This window comes from Ureaplasma sp. ES3154-GEN (assembly GCF_025780075.1).
Classification (GTDB): Bacteria; Bacillota_I; Bacilli_A; order Mycoplasmatales; family Mycoplasmoidaceae; genus Ureaplasma.
Genome location: NZ_JAOXHM010000001.1, coordinates 99,688 through 120,647, shown reverse-complemented (window position 1 = coordinate 120,647; position 20,960 = coordinate 99,688). Strand labels below are relative to the sequence as shown.

Sequence of the window (20,960 nt, the reverse complement as noted above, 5' to 3'; positions counted from 1 at the left end):
AATAGATGCTGAATATTGTTTTATTTGAACCTGAAATTATTGAGAATACTGGAAATATTGCTCGAATGTGTGTAGGTTTTAATGCACGATTGCATTTAATTCGTCCTTATGGTTTTATTTTACGTACGGATAAATTTAATAAAGATTTTATCCGTACTGCAACTAATCATCTTGATAATTTGGAATTATTTGAATACGATGATTTTGAGGAATTTATCCAAGCAAACAATGTGGATAAAAACCAAATTTATGCATTTACTCGTTATGGTACAAAAGCACCATCAGATTATGTATACCAAAATATTAACGAAAGTGATGTTTTTTTATTGTTTGGTAAAGAATCAACCGGAATTGATCATAAGATTTTACAAGCATATCCACAATGAATCAGAATTCCGTCATCAATCAATTTACGTAGTTTGAATATTGCTAATTCAGTTGCAATGGGCTTATATGAAGTCGCGCGACAAAATGAATATCGGGATTTATTAAAATATGAACCCCACAAAAAGTTTGAGGTGTAAGATGCGTTTACGAAACAACAAAAATGCTCCTAATTATTTAACAGAACAAGAACGATATGTAATTTTAGACCATACTAATTTTGCAAAAGAAATTAAACGTATTTTTAAAAATCCCAACCAACCATTGTATTTAGAAATTGGCATGGGAAAAGGAAATTTCATTATTAATCAAGCATTAAAGAGTTCGGACATCAATTTTATTGGTTTGGAAAAATTTCCAACCGTAATTGTTAAAGCGCACAAAAAAGCACTAAAACATTCTTTAAATAATCTTGCAATGATTAGTTATGATGCCGCAAACTTGATTCAATTATGTCAGGATATAAAATTTGATAAAATCTTTTTGAATTTTAGTGATCCGTGACCTAAAAAACGACATGCAAAAAAACGATTGGTGCATCCATCATTTTTGAAAATTTTTACTCAGGTTTTGAAACCAGATGGTGTGATTGAATTTAAAACCGATAATGATGGTTTATTTTCATATTTAGTTAACGAAGTTATCCCTGAATCAGCTAACCAATTTAAAATTCATTATTTAAACTGAGATCTCTATCAAAATCCTAGTGATCCTGAACTAATTAAGAATATTCCTACTGAATATGAAACGAAATTCCTAGCACAGGATGTTAAAATTAAGAAAATTATTTTTCAATATTACTTAGCAGATAATTAAGGTTTAAGACACATTATAGTTTGGTGTCAGTAATCACTTATTGTTATTTGTTATAATTAAATAAGTTGTCATAACAAGGACAAAAGGAAGGGTGGTTGTATGACTAACCAACTGTTACAATCTGTTTTGCATGCTGAAGCTCAAGGAAGCAGCAACAACACAATGTTTATCTTTATTATTTTAATTCCGATTATCATTATTGTATTTTTTGTGATTAAAAAAAGAAAAAAACAAAATAACCAACCAACTTATGTTGGAAACAAAACTTCTAAAGATGCAAATGAAGTTTGGTTAACGGTTAAAAAATATCTACGAGATATTAACGATAAAGGAAAAGAAGTTATCGATTCTTATGTTGTGCGTCGTCCTGACAACCACAATGTTGCTCAAATGACAAAGATTCAACGCGCTGATTATAAACAAGAAATGCAAAATATTAAAGCATTAAAAACAATAAATCCAACCTTGTATAAAGAAGAGATGCAACGGATTAAAAAAGAAAAAAATGCTAAACCTCGTGAATTATATGTTGTTTTGTTTACAACAAGAAATGCAAAAACATTTGTTGTTGATGCACCTCGTGCAATTGAATGTGAGGTCAAAAATGTTAAAATTAATAAAAAAGAAACAAAGCGAGAAATTGAAATTATTCGTTCATTAGATTACGATGATGAGTACCGATGAATCAAGGAAATGAAAGATCGGGATGATAAATTACAAGAAAAGCAACTTGCAGCAGATCGTAAACGTCAAATGCGTGCTCAAGCACGTCTTGAAAAAAAGAAAAATAAAGAAGCAAATATCTAGTTTGCTTATTTTTTTGTATTAAGGAGTATTTATATGATTAGAGTAATTTTTTTTGGAACACCGCAGATTGCTGCTGATATTTTGCAAACTATTCACCAATTACCTAACGTAGAGATTGTAGGTGTTGTTTCGCAACCTGACAAACAAAAAAATCGTAAACAAGATTTATTAATGACCCCTGTAAAAGCATATTGTGTTGCTCATAATCTCAAACATCTTGCACCGGAAAAAATTGCAACAATTACAGATGAAATTAAACAACTTATCCCTGATATTATTATTACTTGTGCTTATGGTCAATTTATTCCTCAAAAAATTATTGACATTCCCCGCTATAAAATTGTCAATGTACATGCTTCTTTACTACCTCGTTTACGGGGCGGAGCACCAATTCATTACGCAATTATTAATGGCTATAAAGAGACCGGTGTTACTCTGATGCACACGATTAAACAAATGGATGCTGGAAACATTTTGTTTAGTAAAAAAACAGGAATTACAGAAAAAACAACTTATGCGTCGTTATTAAAAACTTTAACTCAATTAGGTCAAGATTTAATTCAAGAGCACTTTAATGATTTGTGTTCTTCTGATTTGATTGGACAAGTCCAAGATGAACAATTGGTTACTTTTGGATACAATATTACTAAAGAGCAACGCTATATTAATTTTAACCAACCAGCATGAATGGTTAACCGATTTGTTAATGGTTTAAATGATAAACCCGTTGCATTATGAAGTTACAATGATATAGATATTAAAGTTTATAATATTGAACTAACTAATCAAAAATCAGTTTATCCTCCAGGAACAATTAAACTGGTTAATAAACAAATTTTAATTGCAACAAGTGATTTTGATATCAAAATCAAAACTATTCAATTACCCAATAAAAAAATAACTGCAATTGATGCCATCCTAAATGGGAACAGCATTTTTGATAGTTTAAAATAGAAGGACAAAAAAGATGAATCAATTTGCAACCCATAATAAAAGAAGTAATTTTGCAAGTAGTTTTAAAATAAATGCTACAAATAAATCACCGAATTTAATTAAGTTTTTAGTGACATTATTTGTAGTTGTTTTTCCGATGATTATATTATTTTTATTATTCGGTGAACCAAATTTATTAGGTCAAAATAATATTGTTGGTGAAAATGGACGTTGATATGGATTAGGAATTTTGAATGAAACTAATTATCCAAGTAAACTCGGTTTTTACAAATGATTAGATATTAATAATCAAATTGCAAACGCAACTGGTTCGCACAAGGATGCCTTAATTAAATTTCAACAATATTTTCTTGAAGAAAATAAATATGATTATGGGACTGGTGTGTTAAGTGGTTATGAAATTTGAGTTGGAATGACTGTTAATTTACTTTTTGCATTAGTATTAGGAATCATTCTTGTTTTTTCGATTAAAAAAGTTCGCTGAGATATTTTAGTTCCCATTGTTGCTTCATGATTCGGGTTTTTTATTATGATCATTACTGGGTTCATCCCTTCTTATTTTTGAGGTTATTTAATTCGTTTTGTAATTGTTTTGGTGTCATTTATTTTACCAATTGTAATTATGGTGCGAATTACAAATGCGATGATTGCACGTTCAAAAAATGTAGTTGAATATACAACAGATATCTTTAATGAATATCAAGATGCGGAAGCTTATTATCAAGCAGGCGGTCAGAAGATTTTAGAATTGAAGAAGCAAAACAAAGTCCAACCAAATGATAAGTTTAAAATTGAAAAAGATGAAAAGGATAAAAAATAAATATGGCATTTGTTGATAAGTGTGACATTATACTAAAAGCAGGAAACGGTGGTAATGGTAAGTTGGCATGACGTCGTGAGACTCATGTCCCAATGGGTGGTCCTGCAGGTGGTAACGGTGGTAATGGTGGATCGATTTATTTTCTTGGTTCGCATAATGAGTTATCGCTTGAAAAACTAAAATACAAAAAGAAATTTAAAGCAGAAAACGGGGAAAATGGGGATATTAAAAACCAACACGGTGCAAACGCGGATGATGTTTATATTAAAGTTCCACTTGGAACAATTGTTTATGACCAAGAAACAAGTGAAGTGATTGCGGAAGTTTTAATTGACAACCAAGCGTATTTAATTCAAGCAGGTGGATTAGGTGGTCATGGTAATACACATTTTAAAAATGCTTTTCATAAAGCCCCATCAATTTTCGAATTGGGAGAAATTGTGGATGAAAAACGTGTTCATTTAGAATTGAAATCAATTGCAGATATTGGTATCATTGGTTTACCTAATGCAGGAAAATCAACACTAATTAGTTCTTTTACGAATGCCAAACCTAAAACAGCTGCATACCAATTTACAACCTTAAATCCGATTTTAGGAACAATTTATGACCGCGATAACCGGATTGTTTTTGCAGATATTCCAGGGCTAATTCAAGGAGCGCACGAGGGAAATGGTTTAGGGATTGATTTCTTAAAACATATTGAACGTTGTTTTTTACTTTTACATTTAATTTCATTGGATCCTAATGACCACGATAATATTATTGACGCTTATGAAACCATCCGATATGAACTAAAAGCATATGATACAAAACTTGCTGAAAAACCAATTATCTTGGTGGCTAATAAAGCGGATGCCCTAGGTGCTGATGAGCAGCTAGCAAAATTAAAAAAACATCTAAAAAATACAAATATTCTTGTTGTTTCTGCGCTTGAAAAACTTAATATTCAAGAAATGTTACAAGAAATTATTCAAGCTTATTATGCAGAAAAGCAAGCATTTGCTTTACAACAAAAACAACAAGATGAAATTATGATTTATGAGAAACCCCAAAAAGAAATTAAAAAACTTTTGGATGAAACCATTTTTATTGAACAAAGAGAACCAGGAGTATTTTATGTAACAGGAGAATTTTTAAAATTCTGAGCGCATAGAATTCCAATTCTTAAATCAAACGATAACCTTGTTCGGTTTAACAATAAACTTGAATCTATTAAATTTCATGATCAATTACGCGCATTCGGTGCTCAACCGGGAGATCACATTTTTATTTACGATATTCATTTAGAAATGGATTAGTTATGTGCACACGTTTACAAAGTTATCTGCATAAATTGATCAAAAACTTTACTAATTTTTTAACGACCAATGAGATTGATACTGTGGTTTTGGGAGTATCTGGAGGTATTGATAGCGCTTTGAGTTTAGCAATCTTAAGTAATTTACCGATTAAAATTAGTATTAAAGCATATTTTTTGGATATCGAATCTACAAACCATGATAAACAAGATATTTTTATTTTGCAAAAACAATATCCAATGATAGAAGTAGTTGATCTTAAAACTATTTATGATAGTTATCAAACAATGATGCAAAATCAATTTACAAACCCTATTGTTTATGATAATTTAAAAACTCGTATTCGAAATAATTACTTATATGCAGTTGCAAATGAATATCAAGGAATTGTTATTTCAAGTTTAAATTTTGATGAATACCATTTAGGTTTTTTCACAAAAAATGGTGATAATAATGCAGATTATCATTTATTAATCGGATTATTAAAAACTCAAATTTACAAACTTGCAGCATATTTTCAACTTCCTAAATCGATTATTGATAAAAAACCATCACCCGGTTTTAATGATTTAAGCGATTATGATATTCTTGGTTTTAATTACCAAGATTATGAACGTAATTTATTGGGGTATAAAACTGCGAACACTAAGCATTTATTAAAAATCAAAGAACAAATTAAGAAAAACACACACAAGCATTTTACGATTAACCGATATGTGTTCACAAAGGAAGTGCAAACTATCTATGACCAATGATTTAAACCAACAAACAAATAATTTAAACACTCCGCCTTTTTCTGCAAAGGTACCAGAGAATAGTAAATGAAAAAAAATACGTAAATGAATGAAAACTTATAAAGGTTTTTGGGTAATTACCGCGATTACGTACATTTTTATTGCAATTTTAGTTGCTATTCTTATTTACGCTGCTGTTAATTTGGATTTTTCACTTAAATCATACAACCACTGGATTGATGTGCGTTACGATATTATTATTGATGATAAATACGGAGTGAGTTTGGATAATTATTACGCTTTGCAAATTTTTAAATGGGGTTCAGTTGTCGGGGTTATGTTGTTTTGTGTTCTCATACTAAACATTAATATTTTTGCATATTGGTCATATTCTAACCATTATATTCCTGAACTAAAAGAAAAACGTTTATTTTCAAGTTGAATTAAATTCTTTACTCAAAAACAAAAAATTAACAAAGACGAGAAAGAGACTAAACGGTTAACAAAACGTCTTACAAAGAAGAAGGTTAAAATCTCTGATGAACAAACAAGAAATTCTACAACAACTGCATAGCCAATTAAGCGTTGCGCAAAATAAACAGCAGTTAACTGAAATTAAAAACATTTTTATTAAACAACATTTGACACCATTATATAAAGAGTTAAAAAGTGCGGACGACAAAAAAACTATGGGTTTAATGATTAATGAATTAAAACAAGGGATTGAAGAATTATTTCAATCAATTTGTACAAAATTTGATCATCGTAATGAACCTAATTCCTTTGGTATCTATGATAATTTAAGTTTAAATACTCAACTTTTAAACCAAGGACATTTACATCTATTTACCCAGACTATCAACGATGTTGTTAGTTTCTTTAAACAATTAAATTTTGAAATTATTTCAGGGGATGAAGTGGTTTTACAAACCAAAAACTTTGATGCTTTAAATATTGATCCTAATCATCCAGCACGTGCAAACGCAGATTCATTTTTTATTAATAGCCAGTTAATGCTACGAACACATTGCACAACCAACACAGCCTACTTGTTAGATAACAACCAAAGTGATGATATCCGAATTATGTCATATGGAAATGTCTATCGAAAAGATGACGATGATGCAACCCACTCTCATCAATTTATGCAAATTGATTTTGTCTGAGTTAAAAAAGGTTTAAGTATTGCAAATCTTAAATGAATTATTACCAATTTTTTAAGTCATGTTTTTAATAAAGATTTAAAAACACGTTTTCGTTTAAGTTTCTTTCCGTTTACTGAACCATCTTTTGAAGTTGACGTAGAATGTTTTAAATGTAATGGGGATGGGTGCAATGTGTGTAAATATACAACGTGAATTGAAATTATGGGTGCAGGAATGTTGCATAAAAATGTATTAGATTATGCGGGAATTAATAAAGATTTAGATGGACTTGCATTTGGTATTGGAATCGATAGAATTATTATGTTAAAACACAACATTGATGATATTCGACATCTATATAATAATAATTTTAAATTTAACAAACAATTTTAGAAAGGAACATTATGTTAATTAGTTATAAAAAAATCTTAGAAATACAACCGAATTTAGCAGAAGTTCCTTTTAATGAATTATTACAATCATTAATGAACTTAGGGTGCGAGGTGGAGCAAGTAAATCCTGTATCTAATATTGATAAGATTAGTTGTTTACAAATCATTGATCGTGCAGATCATCCACAATTAAATAAGGTTCAAGTTATTTTTTTGAATAATGATAATCAAAAGTTACAAATTGTAACAAACCAATTGCATTTAATGATTGGGGATTGGGTTTTGGTGGCGCACACTGGTGCAAAGATCGGTAATTTTACAATAACTGAGCGTGATTTTAAAGGTGTTGTATCTTACGGGATGTTGTTGGGAATTGATGAATTAGATTATGAACACGCAAGTTATTATTCTAAAATTGATCGAGCAAACGCCATTGCAACAAAAGAAGTTGAACAGGCATTGACATTATTAGATGATCTTTATATTAAGGATTTAATGATTGACTTATCCTTGCCATCAAATCGTAATGAATTAAATAGCTACCATTATATAATTAAAGAATTAAGTGCTCTTTATAATTTTGTTTATGATAAGAATGAAACAATTAATATTCAACCTTTAACAAGTGATATTATTAGTGTTAACACCAATATTATTCGCAGTTATTTTTTAACAAAGATTACCAATTTTGATACTACTGTTAGCTTGAAACAAAAAGTTCTATTAGCACATCATAAAATAGTTGTACACAATAATTTCAATGATCACTTAAACTATTTAACTCTGATGACTTCAAACCCTATGCACTGTTTTGATGCGGACAAGGTAGTGGGAAAATTATTTGTTCGCGAACTAACAACTACTACCCGAATGGTGGGGATCGACCAACAAACTTACGATTTGTTACCAGGGGATTTAGTTTTAACTGATGACACTGGTGTTATTGCTTTATGTGGGATTATGGGCGCTGCTAGTCACGCAGTTGATAATCAAACAAAAAATGTTTATATTGAATGTGCTAATTTTGATTTTACATATGTGAAAAAAACAGCCAACCGGTTAAAAATTAATTCAAATGCAGCTAGTTTGTTTTCTAAACCACTCAATGAATCTGTCACATTACTGACCGTTAAATATTTACAAAATTATTTTAAAAATTATCAAAAACTACTGTTTGCAACTTTTGAAGAACCAACAACTAGTATCAATGTTAATTGAAACAAGCTTTATCAGGTACTAGGAACTAATGATATTAATATTAAGCAGGCACAAGAATTTTTAATTCGTCTAGGTTATTTAATCGCAAAGGATAATGTTATTGCCCCTGTTTATCGAACTGATGTGCTAAACGAGTATGATGTGTTTGAGGATGTTATTAAACTCTATGATATTAATAAGATTCCTGCTTTACCCATTGCATCCGCTAATAGCAATAAAGTTAACAATTTCAAATACGATGTGGTTTATCAATTAAAAGAAAAACTGATTAATAATAATTTAGTAGAATTAAAAACCTACCATTTGAAACCAGAGTCTAAAGCATATGCTTTTAATTGATACTATCCAAACCAAAAGACATATGACATTCTTAATCCACTTTCATCAAGTAAGGCTCATTTAAAACTAAATAACATTGATAGTGTTTTAGATGCTTTAACTTATAATTTACATTATAAAAACGATTTACAAAACGTTTTTGAAATTACAGAAATTAACCAAACAACAGAGAACAAAGCATTAAATATTACGATCGCTTTAAGTAGTTTTTTATTTTATAACTCTTTTGAACATCAGGGTTTACAGCCGAATTTATTAGTAGCTAAAAACTTTGCTCAATTAATTGCCGATCATTTAGGTTTAAAACTTGAGTACTTAGCAAACGATGATGCTATGGAATTGAACACAAATCAGTCCTTAAAAATTAGTTTTAAAAACCAACTAACCCATGGTTATCTAGGTTTATTAAAACAAAACATTAGTCAGGGGTATGATTTTATTGATCCAGTATATTTAGTTAGCTTAAATATTCCGTGAGACTTAATACAGCCAAAACAACCGGTTATATATCAACCGATAAGTAGTTTTCACGACATCATTAAGGATTTTTCAATTCCTTTAAACAACCAAACTAATTTAAATAAAATTTTAGCTTCTTTAAGAAAAATAAAACAAGTACACCAAGTATATGTGTATGATGTTTACATTAAAGACACGCACACAGTATATACATTCCGTGTCCATTTTAATAATAATTCCCGAATTATTAGTAATGATGAAATTATTTCATTGATGAAGGAAATTCAAGCATTATTAGAATCTTATCAAATCAATTAAATTTAATTTAATAATTAACTTTCATTAGATATAATCCGTGTCCTGGAAGAATTGCTTGAGCACTTCCTTTTAGCGGATGGTTTAAAAGATAAATGATTTCTGCTTCGGTTCGTTCATAGTTCATATACATCAACATACTTGCCACTACCATTCGAACCATATTTTTTAAAAAACCGTTTCCTGTAATATAAATTCTTACATCTTTCTTTGTTTCAATAATTTCAATTGCTTGAATTTCCCGTACAGTATTAGTTAGTTCACTAGTGCTAAATGAAAGAAAATTATGTGTTCCATAAAATTGTTGCTTAATTATTTCTAGTCGATTAATATCTCATTTTAAACGACTATCATAATATGCATAATGGCGTTCAAACAAATTTGTTTCTTTGTTAATGACATACATATAGGTCTTATTGATAGCATTGTATTGAGCGTGAAAATCATCATCAACTATTTTTACATCAATGATTTGAATATCAGAAGGTAAAAAAGCGTTAATGGCTTTTTGAATTATGTGTGATGGATAGTGCAAATTTGCGTGGAATACATTACAAACTTGTTGATATGCATGGACATATCGATCGGTTCGTCCTGATCCAATAACTTTAATTCCATCAAGTTTAAATACTTGTTGAAATGTTTTTTCAATAACCTCTTGGATTGTTTGTTTATTTGGTTGTTTTGCTCAACCATAATAATTGGTTCCATCATATTGAACACTAATTTTATAATTCATCATTAAACCTACATTTACAATATAAAATATAATTTATCATAACAGAAAGGATATTATATGTACAATCATAATAAAATCGAAAAAAAATGACAAAAACACTGACTTGAGCATCAAACATACCAGTTTCAAGACCGCAAGGATCACCCTAAATGTTATGTTTTAGATATGTTCCCCTATCCCAGCGGAAAAGGTTTGCACGTGGGACATCCCAAGGGCTATACTGCAACTGATGTTATTTCGCGTTTTAAGCGCTTAAATGGTTTTGATGTATTGCATCCAATTGGTTGAGACGCTTTTGGGCTACCTGCAGAACAATATGCACTTGAAACTAATAATCACCCTCGTGAATTTACAATGAGGAATATTGAGGTCTTTCGCAAACAATTGCAAATGTTAGGTTTTGATTATGATTACAATAAAGAAGTCAATACAACTGATCCCCAGTTTTACATGTGAACACAATGGATTTTTGTGCAGTTATATAAAAACAATCTTGCAGAAATCAAAGACATTGATGTTAATTGATGTCCAGGGTTAGGGACAGTTTTAAGCAATGAAGAAATTGTTTATGACGAACACAATAATCCAGTCAGTGAACGAGGCAAATTCCCCGTGTTCAAGAAACCAATGAAGCAATGGGTTTTAAAAATTAGTGCTTATGCAGACAAATTATTAAACAATCTTGTTGATTTAGATTTCTCCCCATCACTAAAAGCTTTACAAACTAATTGAATCGGTCGTTCTAAAGGTCATATTGTTCATTTTCCAGTTATAAATACGGATTTAGTTTGTGATATTTTTACAACACGTTTGGACACGATTTACGGTGTAAGTTTTGTTGCAATCGCATATGATCATCCGTTAGTTGATGCATTGATTAAAAAAAGTACAAACCAGGCTGCGGTTATTAATTTTATCAAGACAATGCAAAATACTTCTGACCGTCAACGTCTTGCTAACCAAGATAAAAATGGTGTTTTTATGGGATTATACGCCTTAAACCCTATTAATAATGAACAAATTCCAATTTATGTAGTGGATTATGTTTTAAATACCTTTGCAACAGGAACAATTATGGGTGTTCCTGCACACGATGACCGAGATTTAGCATTTGCAAAAAAATATAATTTGCCTATTAAAGTTGTGATTCAAAAATCAATTAACAATAACGAGGATCAATACATTAATTCGCCATTAATTAATGGTTTAAACAAAAGAAAAGCAATAGATGCGCTTGGAAAATATTTAGAGGATAACCAGATAGGAAAACCTGCAACATTTTTTAAATTACGAGACTGAGTCTTTTCACGCCAACGTTATTGAGGAGAACCATTCCCAGTACTATTTGATGAGAATAATAATATAAAAATTCTTGAAGACTTACCAGTTTTATTACCGGATTTAGAAGAATTTAAACCAAGTGGAGATGGGCAAAGTCCACTAGCTAACAACAAAGATTGATTATATGTGGAAATCGATGGGAAAAAATATCGACGAGAAACAAACACCATGCCGCAATGAGCTGGATCGTCATGGTATTATCTAGCATATATTCTAAAAAATTCTGATGGCACATATTTACCTTTAAACTCTAAAGAAGCCTATGCACGGTTCGAGAAATGACTGCCCGTTGATATTTATGTTGGAGGTCAAGAACATGCTGTATTACATTTACTGTATGCTCGTTTCTGACACGCTTTCTTATATGATATTAAGATTGTACCAACAAAGGAACCATTTTTTAAAGTCATTAACCAAGGAATGATTTTGGGACCAAATGGTGAAAAAATGTCTAAATCTAAAGGTAATGTAATTAATCCGGATGATATTATTAAATCTCATGGGGCCGATACTTTGCGATTATATGAAATGTTTATGGGTCCGTTGACCGCTTCATTACCATGAAGCGATGAAGGGCTAGATGGAATGCGAAAGTGATTGGACCGTGTCTACCGTTTATATACTAATGCCAATCAATTAACTGTTATTAAAGATGTTGATGGTTTACACGAAGATATAGTTTATGCCTACCACAAAATGGTTAAAAATGTTACCCAAGCATTGAATGAATATAGTTTCAACATTGCGATTAGTGAAATGATGGTATTTGTAAATATCTTATACAAATATAAACAAATCAATTATGATTATTTAGATAATTTCCTAATTATGTTATCTTGTTTCACACCTCACCTTGCAGAAGAATTATATGCAACAAATCATGCTATGTCAGTTAATCATCAAAATTGACCTATTTATGATGAAAAGAAATTGGTTTTGAACTATATTAGTTTACCAATTCAATTTAATGGAAAATTAAAGCATACATTAAAAATCAATAAAGACCTTGATGAAGCGGCAATTCTTGCGATTATTAACGCAAATGAAGAGATGCGCACGCTATTTAATGATGTGGAAATTATTAAAACAATTTATGTCCCAAACAAAATTATTAATTTTGTTGTTAAGAATAAAAATTAGAACTTATGCCTTATAAAAAATACCTTTATCCTAAAACAACGCCGTGATACACGGGTTATATTACAACATCTGACAAACACCAAATTTATTATGAATTATCTGGAAATAAAAATGGAATCCCTGTAGTTTATGTCCACGGTGGTCCTGGTGGATCAGTCGGGAGTGCTGCACATCGTTTTTTTGACCCTAAAAAATACTTTGTAATTACTTTTGATCAACGAGGATGTGGAAAATCAAAACCTTTTTTGAGTCTTGAAAACAATACCACCCATCATTTAGTTGAAGATATGCAACTACTGAAACGAACTTTAAATATTGAAAAATGAGTTATTTTTGGTGGTTCATGAGGAACAACTCTTGCTCTTGTCTATGCAATTAAGTATCCTGAAGATGTTCGTAGTTTACTATTGCGTGGTGTGTTTCTCGCACGTGCTTCATCAATCAAATGATTATACCAAGATGGTGCGAATATGATGCGCCCAGTGGAATATGAACAATTTGTAGATGGAATTCCAGAAGAGGAACGAAGTGATGTAATCAAGGCGTACCACAAGTTATTAAACTCATATGATCCAGCGGTTATGTTGGCTGCTGCTTATCAATGAAATGATTGAGAAACTTCGCTTGTTTCAGTTAATGATCAGAAATGACCAAAACGGGTTGACAGAGAAGAGTTTGCGGTTGCTAAACTTGAAAACCATTACTTTTATAATAATAGCTTTTTAGAAGAGAACTATATTCTTAATAATGCAGATGTTATTAAAAATATTAAAACTTATATTGTTCACGGAGCATTTGATCTTGATTGTCGCCCCATAGATGCTTATGATTTGCATAAAAAATTACCAAATAGTGAATTATATATTGTTAAAAAAGCAGGACACACAACTCGTGACATCCCACTTTTGAAACAAATTCTTGAAATTTTGGATGAAAAAATTAAATAATAAGCAAGTTATTATTTAAAAAACAACTTTTTTAAATAAATAAAAATACCACCCGGTAGTGGTATTTTTATTTAATTTTATCAGTTTGATAAACTTGCCATATTGACATCTTGACGTTCTGCTTGTGTTGCAGCAAAAACAGGCATTGTTGATAATTTCATTTGTTCTGCTACAATTACAGGCATAAATGAAAAAATCTTTGCATTTCATGCAGTTGATAATGCGTTGTATGCACGACGCGCTGATGCGATTTCTTTTTCCAATCAAGTTGAAACAGACATCAATTCCATCACCATTGTTGATGATTTTAAATCGGGATAACGTTCAAACGCAACATTAACTAATGATTGTAACTGTTGAATTGTTTGTTCATCTTTTTCCACGTCATTTGTTAAACGCATTGATCGATTTTTTGTGACATCATCTAAAACGCTATTTTCGAATTTATAATGTGATCTTACTTGTTCAACAAGTTTATTTAAAGTATCAAATCGTTTTGCTTGATTTACCTGGATTTGTGAAGATGCTTCATTTAAATCATTTTTCTCACTTAGAAAACTATTTTTTTGTTTAATCTTTCAAACTAAAAGACCAATTCAGCCAAGCAAAGAGATCACACCTAGAATTCAAAAGAAAATATATAATGCTTTTTCTCCTTTACTTGCTTTTGCATCATTTCTAACATTTGAAACGTTGGGATGCATTCCTTCAGCAGATTGTTGCTCTCATAAATTAATATCAGACATTTTAACCTCTTATTCATAATATTATGTTAATACGTTATATTATAATATAATAATGGTATTGTAATATTAAATTTGCAGGAGGATTTATGAGTAAAAAAATTACAATTGAATTTTCAGATGAAAATTATGAAAAATTAGAAAACTTTAAGATGCAATTAGATCCCGCCGGATTAACTCCGATGGTTGATTTTATTCAAGACTTAATTATTGATTTAGTTAAAACTACAGATAAGGTTGCAATTAACCCTAATGCTGCGGAATTTATGAAAGAAATGACACAGCATATGCAAAAAGCTTCTGAACATCTTCGTGGTGATAGTATGGAAGATTTTAGTAAGACACTAAGTGATTTTATGCAGACATTAAAAGATAACGAAGAATTTACTAAAAATAACCCTTTTAGTTTTGGATTTAATGACGATGAAACTGAAACAACCCCAACCCCAACCCCTGAACAGAAACCTGATCCAAAACCACAAGTAAAAAGAAAATCATAAGAGAATGCAAATAATTACATCAAATAAAAATCCTTTAATTATCCATGCTGCAAAACTTGTTGCTGACAAGAAATATCGTGATGAACATCAGGCGTTTGTCATTGAAGGGATTAAATTATTAGATGAAGCGATTAATAATCAGGCTGTAATCACTCATTTATTTGTCACAAACAGTTTTTATGACAAAAACTATGAGCAATTTTTTCCATATACTCTCATTAATAATATTACGATTATTCAAATTAGTGACCAGGTTGCGAAAAAGATCAGTAGCAATGTCCAAAGTGGGCATCTTTTCGGTTTAGTAAAAATGATCAACAAACCATTAGCGATGAAAAAATCAATTTTATTTCTAGACCACATCCAAGATCCTGGAAACCTTGGGACTATTTTACGTTCTGCTGTTAGTTTTAATGTGCAAAATATTGTTTTATATAATTGTGCTGATTTATATAATCCTAAAACAATTAAAGCGGCAATGGGTGCAACTTTTAAAATCAATGTGTTGAATATTAATCAAAAACAAACTGCGGTGGATTTTTTAAAAAAGATACAATTAACTAAAATAGCAACAGCGTTACATAAAAATGCAACTCCTTTACATCAATTTCATAATACAAATCCTTATTGCCTACTAGTAGGTAATGAAGGTCATGGCTTGGATGAAATCTTTATTAATTTAGCAGATCACATTGTGCAAATTATGTTATCTAACACAGAATCGTTAAATGTAACTAATGCAACTAGTATTTTTATGTATGCTTTAAATTATGAATCATAAAACTTTTTTAGTCAGTGACTACTACTTATTTTTTAATAATTGGTTAAAAAATAATATACATGATGAAATTATAAAAATCCAACCTGATGAAATGGTTGAAATGTTAGATGCTTTAACACAGTCTTTTTTGTTTGATGATGCAAAAACATATGTGATTGAAAATACAACTTTTTTTAGTACATTAGATACTTTTGAGGAATTTAATAAAAAAATTTTTAGCCACCCAAACTATCAGCAACTAAATTGTGTGTTTCTTATTGATCCTAAAAATATTAGTAAAGCGGCAAAAATTAAAGCATTTTTAAATGCTCAAATAGTTATTAATGATGTTACATGGACTAAAACAAGTGCTCATAAATATGTAGTAGATTTTGCTAACCATAACAGTTGGAAAATTACTGATGAAGCTATTAAAATGCTATTGTTTAATACAAATTACAATCGTTTTTTCTTGCATCAAGAATTAGAAAAACTTGCATTAACTCAAATTAAAAATATAGATAAAAATATAATTAAAATATATACTAGTGTTTATGATGATGCTAATATATTTCATTTATTAAACTTTTTGTTTTCCAAAAAATATGAAGAACTAAACAAATTAATTCAACAATTAAAATTATCTGGTTATGATGAAACAAGTATCATTAATTTAATGCTAAGTTTACTAGTTAATTACGCAGTTGTTAAAAAAAAGCTTGATCAAAAAATATCAACATCCCAAATTACAAAAGAATTAAAAATATTACCTTTTCAAATGCAAAATTATGTGCAGCATTTGCAATATATTAGTTATGATCATTTATATTCGCAAATAAAAAAGTTAATATTTTTAGATCTTGATCTAAAATCAAGTAAAATAAATAAGATATTAGGATTATCTAATTGAATCTACAATTTCTGAAAGGAAAAATAAATGATTAATAACCTCAATAATGCCCTTTTGTTGCGGACAAAAACCAATGCGTATTTAAATATTGTATTTTTAAACCAAAAATTAAATCACGCGGTCGCAACGGATAAGGATTTTGCTCAACTAGTATCACAAGTCATTGTGATGCTTGAACAACTAGAGCAGGAAACAACAAACAGAGACACTGTTAATAATAGTGTTGAATTTAATAAAGCTCTAATCGCTTACCATCCAAATATTATTTCTACACCCATTCAACTAAACGATGTCGATGATTATGAAGATTTATTATCTTCATTGCAGCATTATGTGCAAAATACTTATACTCTAAATATTGGGGAATTCGTTTCTCAATTTACAAGTGTCAACTTTATTTATGATAAAAAAGAATCATACGGGTACGAAGAAATTGAACAAACAAAAGTAGAAACTGAACCAGCTGTTAATAAGGTTGCAAGCGACCAAGTTGTTGATTTAGATGATGAGACTATTAGTGATCAAGAAACTACAAACCAAAGTAAACAATCTTCAATGGATGAAGATGTTTTCAAAAATCAATATTTAGACCAGGCTGCAATGATGGTTTGAAATCAGCAGGTTTTAGATAATAAAATTTATATTTATAAAACAAAACCACGAATTATTCCAATTATTAAATACTCAATTTTTGCACTATTATTGTTACTTTTCTTATCTGCTGTTATTTCGTTTGCTACAAAAACAACAATCATTACTAATAGTGATTTATATGTTGAAATTACACGGGATGATAATAAAAGAGGAATTTTTTCTTTATCGCAAGTTAATAGCATAGGTGTTCCTGTGATGTTAATCGCTGTTGGTTTGATTACGATCTTTATGGGAATTTCAGTGTTTAAGAGAAATCAGAATGAAAATTCAAAATATAGTTTTAAATTTGGTTTCTTTGGTTTTTTTATTGTTGCATTCTTTATAATTGCAATTGTTGAAATTTTCAATAAAGGTACAATTAGTTTTAAAAACGGAAACATTGCTTTAGAATTTAATAATATTCGTAATTTTTCACTCAATTATTTAGATAAGAAATTAGGGTATAACCCGTTGAATGATGGAACAATTCGTTTCAGTGATTCTGTTTCAGTGCAAGCTTTCTATGACCATCTATTCAGTGTTTGAATGACAAGTTTTGTCTTTAAAATGATTGAATTTGCAATGATTTTTGCGATTCTTGTATGTTTAATTATTGCACTTGTCTTCCGACCAAAATATGATCACGAGCGAAATGCAGAATTGATTAATCAAATTCGTGATGATATTTTAAATGATAGAATTAACCCAAACCAGTATGTAAAGCGTTCACAATCGATGTTTTCGCGCTTATTTGATATGTAATCATAAACAAGAAAGGATGAATATGTTTTCTTTTCAATATTCCTTGTTTTCCAAAAATCCCCGTCAAATAAAACTAAAAAGTAAATTTTTAGTTTTTTTATTCCCCTTTTATCCTTTAAAATTAATGCGCACAATTAATTTAATGACAGTTTATGCTCTTTTATTTGGTTTGCGTTTAGGGTTAGGATTCTTAAATATTAAACTAACTGGGGTGAACACTACGATTTCTTTTGCCTGGTTACCATTGATGGTTTTGGGATGGTATTTTGGACCAGTAATTGGGTTTTTTTCAGGTTTTCTGACCGATACAGTTGGATTTTTAATTAGACCAGCGGTTTGGTTTTGGATGTATGCTATTCAAGAACCTATTGTAGGATTAGTTGCGGGTTTACTAGGTTCAATTGCTACATTACGTAAAAATACCACCCGGCCAATTGTGGATTTACTAGTTAGTCAGATTCTCTATATGCTATTCATTGTTTTCACCTTTGTTATTATTATTGAATTAATTAGTCCCAATGCATCTGTCTTCAAATACCACAATAATCGTAAATCTCAATTTAGTCTTGAGGACAATTTTGTTAATACTTTTAAATATCTTGCCCTAGGATTCTTAATTTTTTTCTTTTTAATTACAGAATTTTTTGTTTTAATATACTATTTTAAAAACCGTAAGAATCCCAAAAAGCACCTAGTGTATTTAATTTACGGCTCAATGTTAGTATTATTTTCCACTCTTGTATTCTCGTTTGCTCTGGGACCAATTACAAGTGTTAAGTATTTAGAATATATCGGGCGTAAAGCAACATTGTATTTAAAATATGGAGCAAATTATTATCTGCTTCCTCGAATTATTAAAGAAAGCGTTAAAACCCCTGTTTATATTATTTTGTTTACTAGTATTGTTTTTAGCTTTGATTATATTTTTGTTAACGTTAAAAACATCGCAAAACATAAGTGGATTAGACCGTTATTTAACTTAAATAATAAAATTAGAATTAAAAATAATTAGGTGTTTTTTATTATAGGTCTTGCTGTTTTTGAGAAATTAGTTTATAATTATTATAATTTTATATATTTTATAGAAACGACGACCACTCCTAGGGTTGTCGTTTCTTTATCTCATTAACGAAAGGATTAACCAATGAGTAACCAAGAATCAGGTTTATTAAAACTTGTTAAAGAAATTGCGGTGGAGAAAGATATTTCCATCCAAGATATCCATCATATTTTGTTGGATGCTTTTTTAAAAACTTATAAACGTTCAAAACCGGATGAAAATATTCAGTTTGCAATTGATTTCGATAAAGGGGATATTATTGTTTCTGAATCTTTTCTCGTTGTTGATGATACGAGTTACGAAGATGATAGTTTCGATGATACTGTGCAAATATTACACAGTGATGCGTTAAAAATTGATCCTAAAATTAAGGTTGGTCAAACATTAGTAACACACCCTTTAATCAATGAAATTTTTTCTTCGTATGAAGTAGCACAAATTTTACAATTATTAAAACAACGAACAACCGAATTACATAATAAAAAGGTTTCGCAATACTGAGAACCAATGATCAACACTGTTGTGTATGCCAAAGTTGTTGAAGTTAGTCAACATAATGATTATATTAACGGCTATCATGTTCAATTAGAAGATAAATGAAATACTAAAGGTTATTTATCAAGTCGTGAAATTGTTAAAGGTGAAAACTTTGTAGTTGGTAATTCATACTATTTCGCAATTAAAGAGGTCAAAGAACAAAGCAAATTATGACCAGTTTTATTATCGCGTAAAGAACCAGTATTAATTAAGACGATTATTGCTAATGAGGCAGTGGATGTTGCCAACGGAACAATTGAAATTAATGCGATTGTTCGTGATGCAGGATTTAAAACTAAAATTGCAGTGTCTTCAACTAACCCCCATATTGATCCTGTTGGATCAATTATTGGTCAGGATGCCAATATTTTAAAAACAATTCAGCGCCAAATCGGTGAAGAGCGCTTGGATGTTGTTAAATATTCAACTGATAAACAAACCTTTATTGCAAATGCAATTGGGGTGAATAATATTTTAGGGATGACAATCAAAAATGAACCCAATGAAGATCCGAATGCATTATTTAAAGTCAAACAATTAGTGACTGTTATTGTAACTAATGAATCATTCCCAAAAATTATTGGTCGTCAAGGAAAAAATATTCGTCTAATCTCTAAATTAGTCCAAGCAAATATCGATGTGAAATCTATTGCTGATGCTCAAGCGCAAAGATTAGCTTATGAATCATTTAATAAAACAGTTTGACACCAAAAACAAATGCATTTAATTAATGAAAAAAACCAATCAAATGATGAAGTGTTGGCGATGTTAGATGCCGATGAAAATTCAGCATTACTTGCTAAAACATCAACAATTAAATCTGATGTACCAATTATTCAACCAGTTCTTCACGAAGATTTGAAAAATGAAGATTTAAGCAACGATGAAGATGATGATAACTGAGTTGTTGAAGGTTTTGAGGACTTAATTACAAAATAGTCATGCGACCTATCATTTCTATTCGAACATGCGTTAAAACACGTCATAAATATCCCCAAACAAATTTGCTACGGTTTATTATCACTCGTGAGCAATATATTCTTTTTAATCAAATGAGTGGTAGGGGATATTATATAATGATTGATCAGAATACTGATTTAAAATCAATCCTTACCTTTTTTTCGAAAAGGTTTGGGTGTAAGAATTTAGATATGGTTGCACATTATTTAAATGCTTACCAACAAAACTTATTAAAATAATATTA

Annotated in this window: 21 protein-coding genes; 19 read left to right on the top strand and 2 right to left on the bottom strand. The window is 29.9% G+C overall.

The window, feature by feature from the left end:
• The first annotated feature begins 5 nt into the window (after positions 1-5).
• The 10 genes from OF377_RS00410 (at position 6) to pheT (ending at position 9,687) form a co-directional block, all read left to right on the top strand.
• Complete coding sequence (locus OF377_RS00410) at positions 6-524, top strand: tRNA (cytidine(34)-2'-O)-methyltransferase (RefSeq protein WP_263835933.1); 519 nt, start codon at positions 6-8, stop codon at positions 522-524.
• A 1-nt stretch (position 525) separates the two neighbouring features.
• A complete protein-coding gene (gene trmB, locus OF377_RS00405) occupies positions 526-1,200 on the top strand; it encodes a tRNA (guanosine(46)-N7)-methyltransferase TrmB (protein ID WP_263835932.1) in 675 nt (224 codons plus the stop codon).
• 99 nt (positions 1,201-1,299) lie between these two features.
• Complete coding sequence (locus OF377_RS00400; RefSeq protein ID WP_263835931.1) at positions 1,300-2,007, top strand: DUF5385 domain-containing protein; 708 nt, start codon at positions 1,300-1,302, stop codon at positions 2,005-2,007.
• 33 nt (positions 2,008-2,040) lie between these two features.
• Positions 2,041-2,961 carry a methionyl-tRNA formyltransferase gene (gene fmt / locus OF377_RS00395; protein ID WP_263835930.1) on the top strand — a complete coding sequence of 307 codons (921 nt, stop codon included), beginning with the start codon at positions 2,041-2,043 and terminating at the stop codon, positions 2,959-2,961.
• Between the two features lie 13 nt (positions 2,962-2,974).
• The gene (locus tag OF377_RS00390) at positions 2,975-3,781 is read left to right on the top strand and encodes a hypothetical protein (RefSeq protein ID WP_263835929.1); all 807 of its coding nucleotides are present in this window, start codon (positions 2,975-2,977) and stop codon (positions 3,779-3,781) included.
• A gap of 2 nt (positions 3,782-3,783) precedes the next feature.
• A complete protein-coding gene (gene obgE / locus OF377_RS00385; RefSeq protein WP_263835928.1) occupies positions 3,784-5,082 on the top strand; it encodes a GTPase ObgE in 1,299 nt (432 codons plus the stop codon).
• A 2-nt stretch (positions 5,083-5,084) separates the two neighbouring features.
• Positions 5,085-5,858 (top strand): NAD(+) synthase, encoded by a 774-nt coding sequence (nadE, locus tag OF377_RS00380; RefSeq protein ID WP_263835927.1) that lies wholly within the window; start codon positions 5,085-5,087, stop codon positions 5,856-5,858.
• On the top strand, positions 5,827-6,390 hold the full coding sequence (locus OF377_RS00375; protein WP_263835926.1) for a hypothetical protein: 564 nt from the start codon (positions 5,827-5,829) through the stop codon (positions 6,388-6,390). The genes nadE and OF377_RS00375 overlap by 32 nt, the downstream gene beginning before the upstream one ends.
• Positions 6,356-7,354, top strand: coding sequence for a phenylalanine--tRNA ligase subunit alpha (pheS, locus tag OF377_RS00370; RefSeq protein ID WP_263835925.1), 999 nt, complete (start codon positions 6,356-6,358; stop codon positions 7,352-7,354). The genes OF377_RS00375 and pheS overlap by 35 nt, the downstream gene beginning before the upstream one ends.
• An 11-nt stretch (positions 7,355-7,365) precedes the next feature.
• Positions 7,366-9,687, top strand: a complete 2,322-nt coding sequence (pheT, locus tag OF377_RS00365) for a phenylalanine--tRNA ligase subunit beta (protein ID WP_263835924.1) — start codon at positions 7,366-7,368, stop codon at positions 9,685-9,687.
• A gap of 7 nt (positions 9,688-9,694) precedes the next feature.
• Here pheT and truA read toward each other — a convergent pair whose 3' ends face one another.
• The gene (gene truA, locus OF377_RS00360; protein ID WP_263835923.1) at positions 9,695-10,423 is read right to left on the bottom strand and encodes a tRNA pseudouridine(38-40) synthase TruA; all 729 of its coding nucleotides are present in this window, start codon (positions 10,421-10,423) and stop codon (positions 9,695-9,697) included.
• 57 nt (positions 10,424-10,480) lie between these two features.
• On the opposite strand from truA, the gene leuS reads away from it, so the two are divergent.
• Positions 10,481-12,904: a leucine--tRNA ligase gene (gene leuS, locus OF377_RS00355; RefSeq protein ID WP_263835922.1), complete on the top strand. Its 2,424-nt coding sequence runs from the start codon at positions 10,481-10,483 to the stop codon at positions 12,902-12,904.
• A gap of 5 nt (positions 12,905-12,909) precedes the next feature.
• Positions 12,910-13,851 carry a prolyl aminopeptidase gene (gene pip, locus OF377_RS00350; protein WP_263835921.1) on the top strand — a complete coding sequence of 314 codons (942 nt, stop codon included), beginning with the start codon at positions 12,910-12,912 and terminating at the stop codon, positions 13,849-13,851.
• Positions 13,852-13,928: 77 nt separating this feature from the next.
• On the opposite strand, the gene OF377_RS00345 is transcribed toward pip, so the two are convergent.
• Positions 13,929-14,597 (bottom strand): LemA family protein, encoded by a 669-nt coding sequence (locus OF377_RS00345; RefSeq protein WP_263835920.1) that lies wholly within the window; start codon positions 14,595-14,597, stop codon positions 13,929-13,931.
• Positions 14,598-14,683: 86 nt separating this feature from the next.
• On the opposite strand from OF377_RS00345, the gene OF377_RS00340 reads away from it, so the two are divergent.
• The 7 genes from OF377_RS00340 (at position 14,684) to OF377_RS03285 (ending at position 20,955) form a co-directional block, all read left to right on the top strand.
• Positions 14,684-15,094 (top strand): hypothetical protein, encoded by a 411-nt coding sequence (locus OF377_RS00340; protein WP_263835919.1) that lies wholly within the window; start codon positions 14,684-14,686, stop codon positions 15,092-15,094.
• A gap of 4 nt (positions 15,095-15,098) precedes the next feature.
• Entirely contained in the window at positions 15,099-15,875 is a 777-nt protein-coding gene (locus tag OF377_RS00335) for a TrmH family RNA methyltransferase (protein ID WP_263835918.1), read from the top strand.
• Positions 15,865-16,791 (top strand): DNA polymerase III subunit delta, encoded by a 927-nt coding sequence (gene holA, locus OF377_RS00330; protein ID WP_263835917.1) that lies wholly within the window; start codon positions 15,865-15,867, stop codon positions 16,789-16,791. The genes OF377_RS00335 and holA overlap by 11 nt, the downstream gene beginning before the upstream one ends.
• On the top strand, positions 16,792-18,159 hold the full coding sequence (locus OF377_RS00325; RefSeq protein ID WP_263835916.1) for a hypothetical protein: 1,368 nt from the start codon (positions 16,792-16,794) through the stop codon (positions 18,157-18,159).
• A gap of 22 nt (positions 18,160-18,181) precedes the next feature.
• Complete coding sequence (locus OF377_RS00320; protein WP_263835915.1) at positions 18,182-19,171, top strand: ECF transporter S component; 990 nt, start codon at positions 18,182-18,184, stop codon at positions 19,169-19,171.
• A 132-nt stretch (positions 19,172-19,303) separates the two neighbouring features.
• On the top strand, positions 19,304-20,695 hold the full coding sequence (gene nusA / locus OF377_RS00315; protein WP_263835914.1) for a transcription termination factor NusA: 1,392 nt from the start codon (positions 19,304-19,306) through the stop codon (positions 20,693-20,695).
• Between the two features lie 2 nt (positions 20,696-20,697).
• The gene (locus tag OF377_RS03285) at positions 20,698-20,955 is read left to right on the top strand and encodes a DUF448 domain-containing protein (protein ID WP_443080788.1); all 258 of its coding nucleotides are present in this window, start codon (positions 20,698-20,700) and stop codon (positions 20,953-20,955) included.
• The last annotated feature ends 5 nt before the right edge of the window (positions 20,956-20,960 follow it).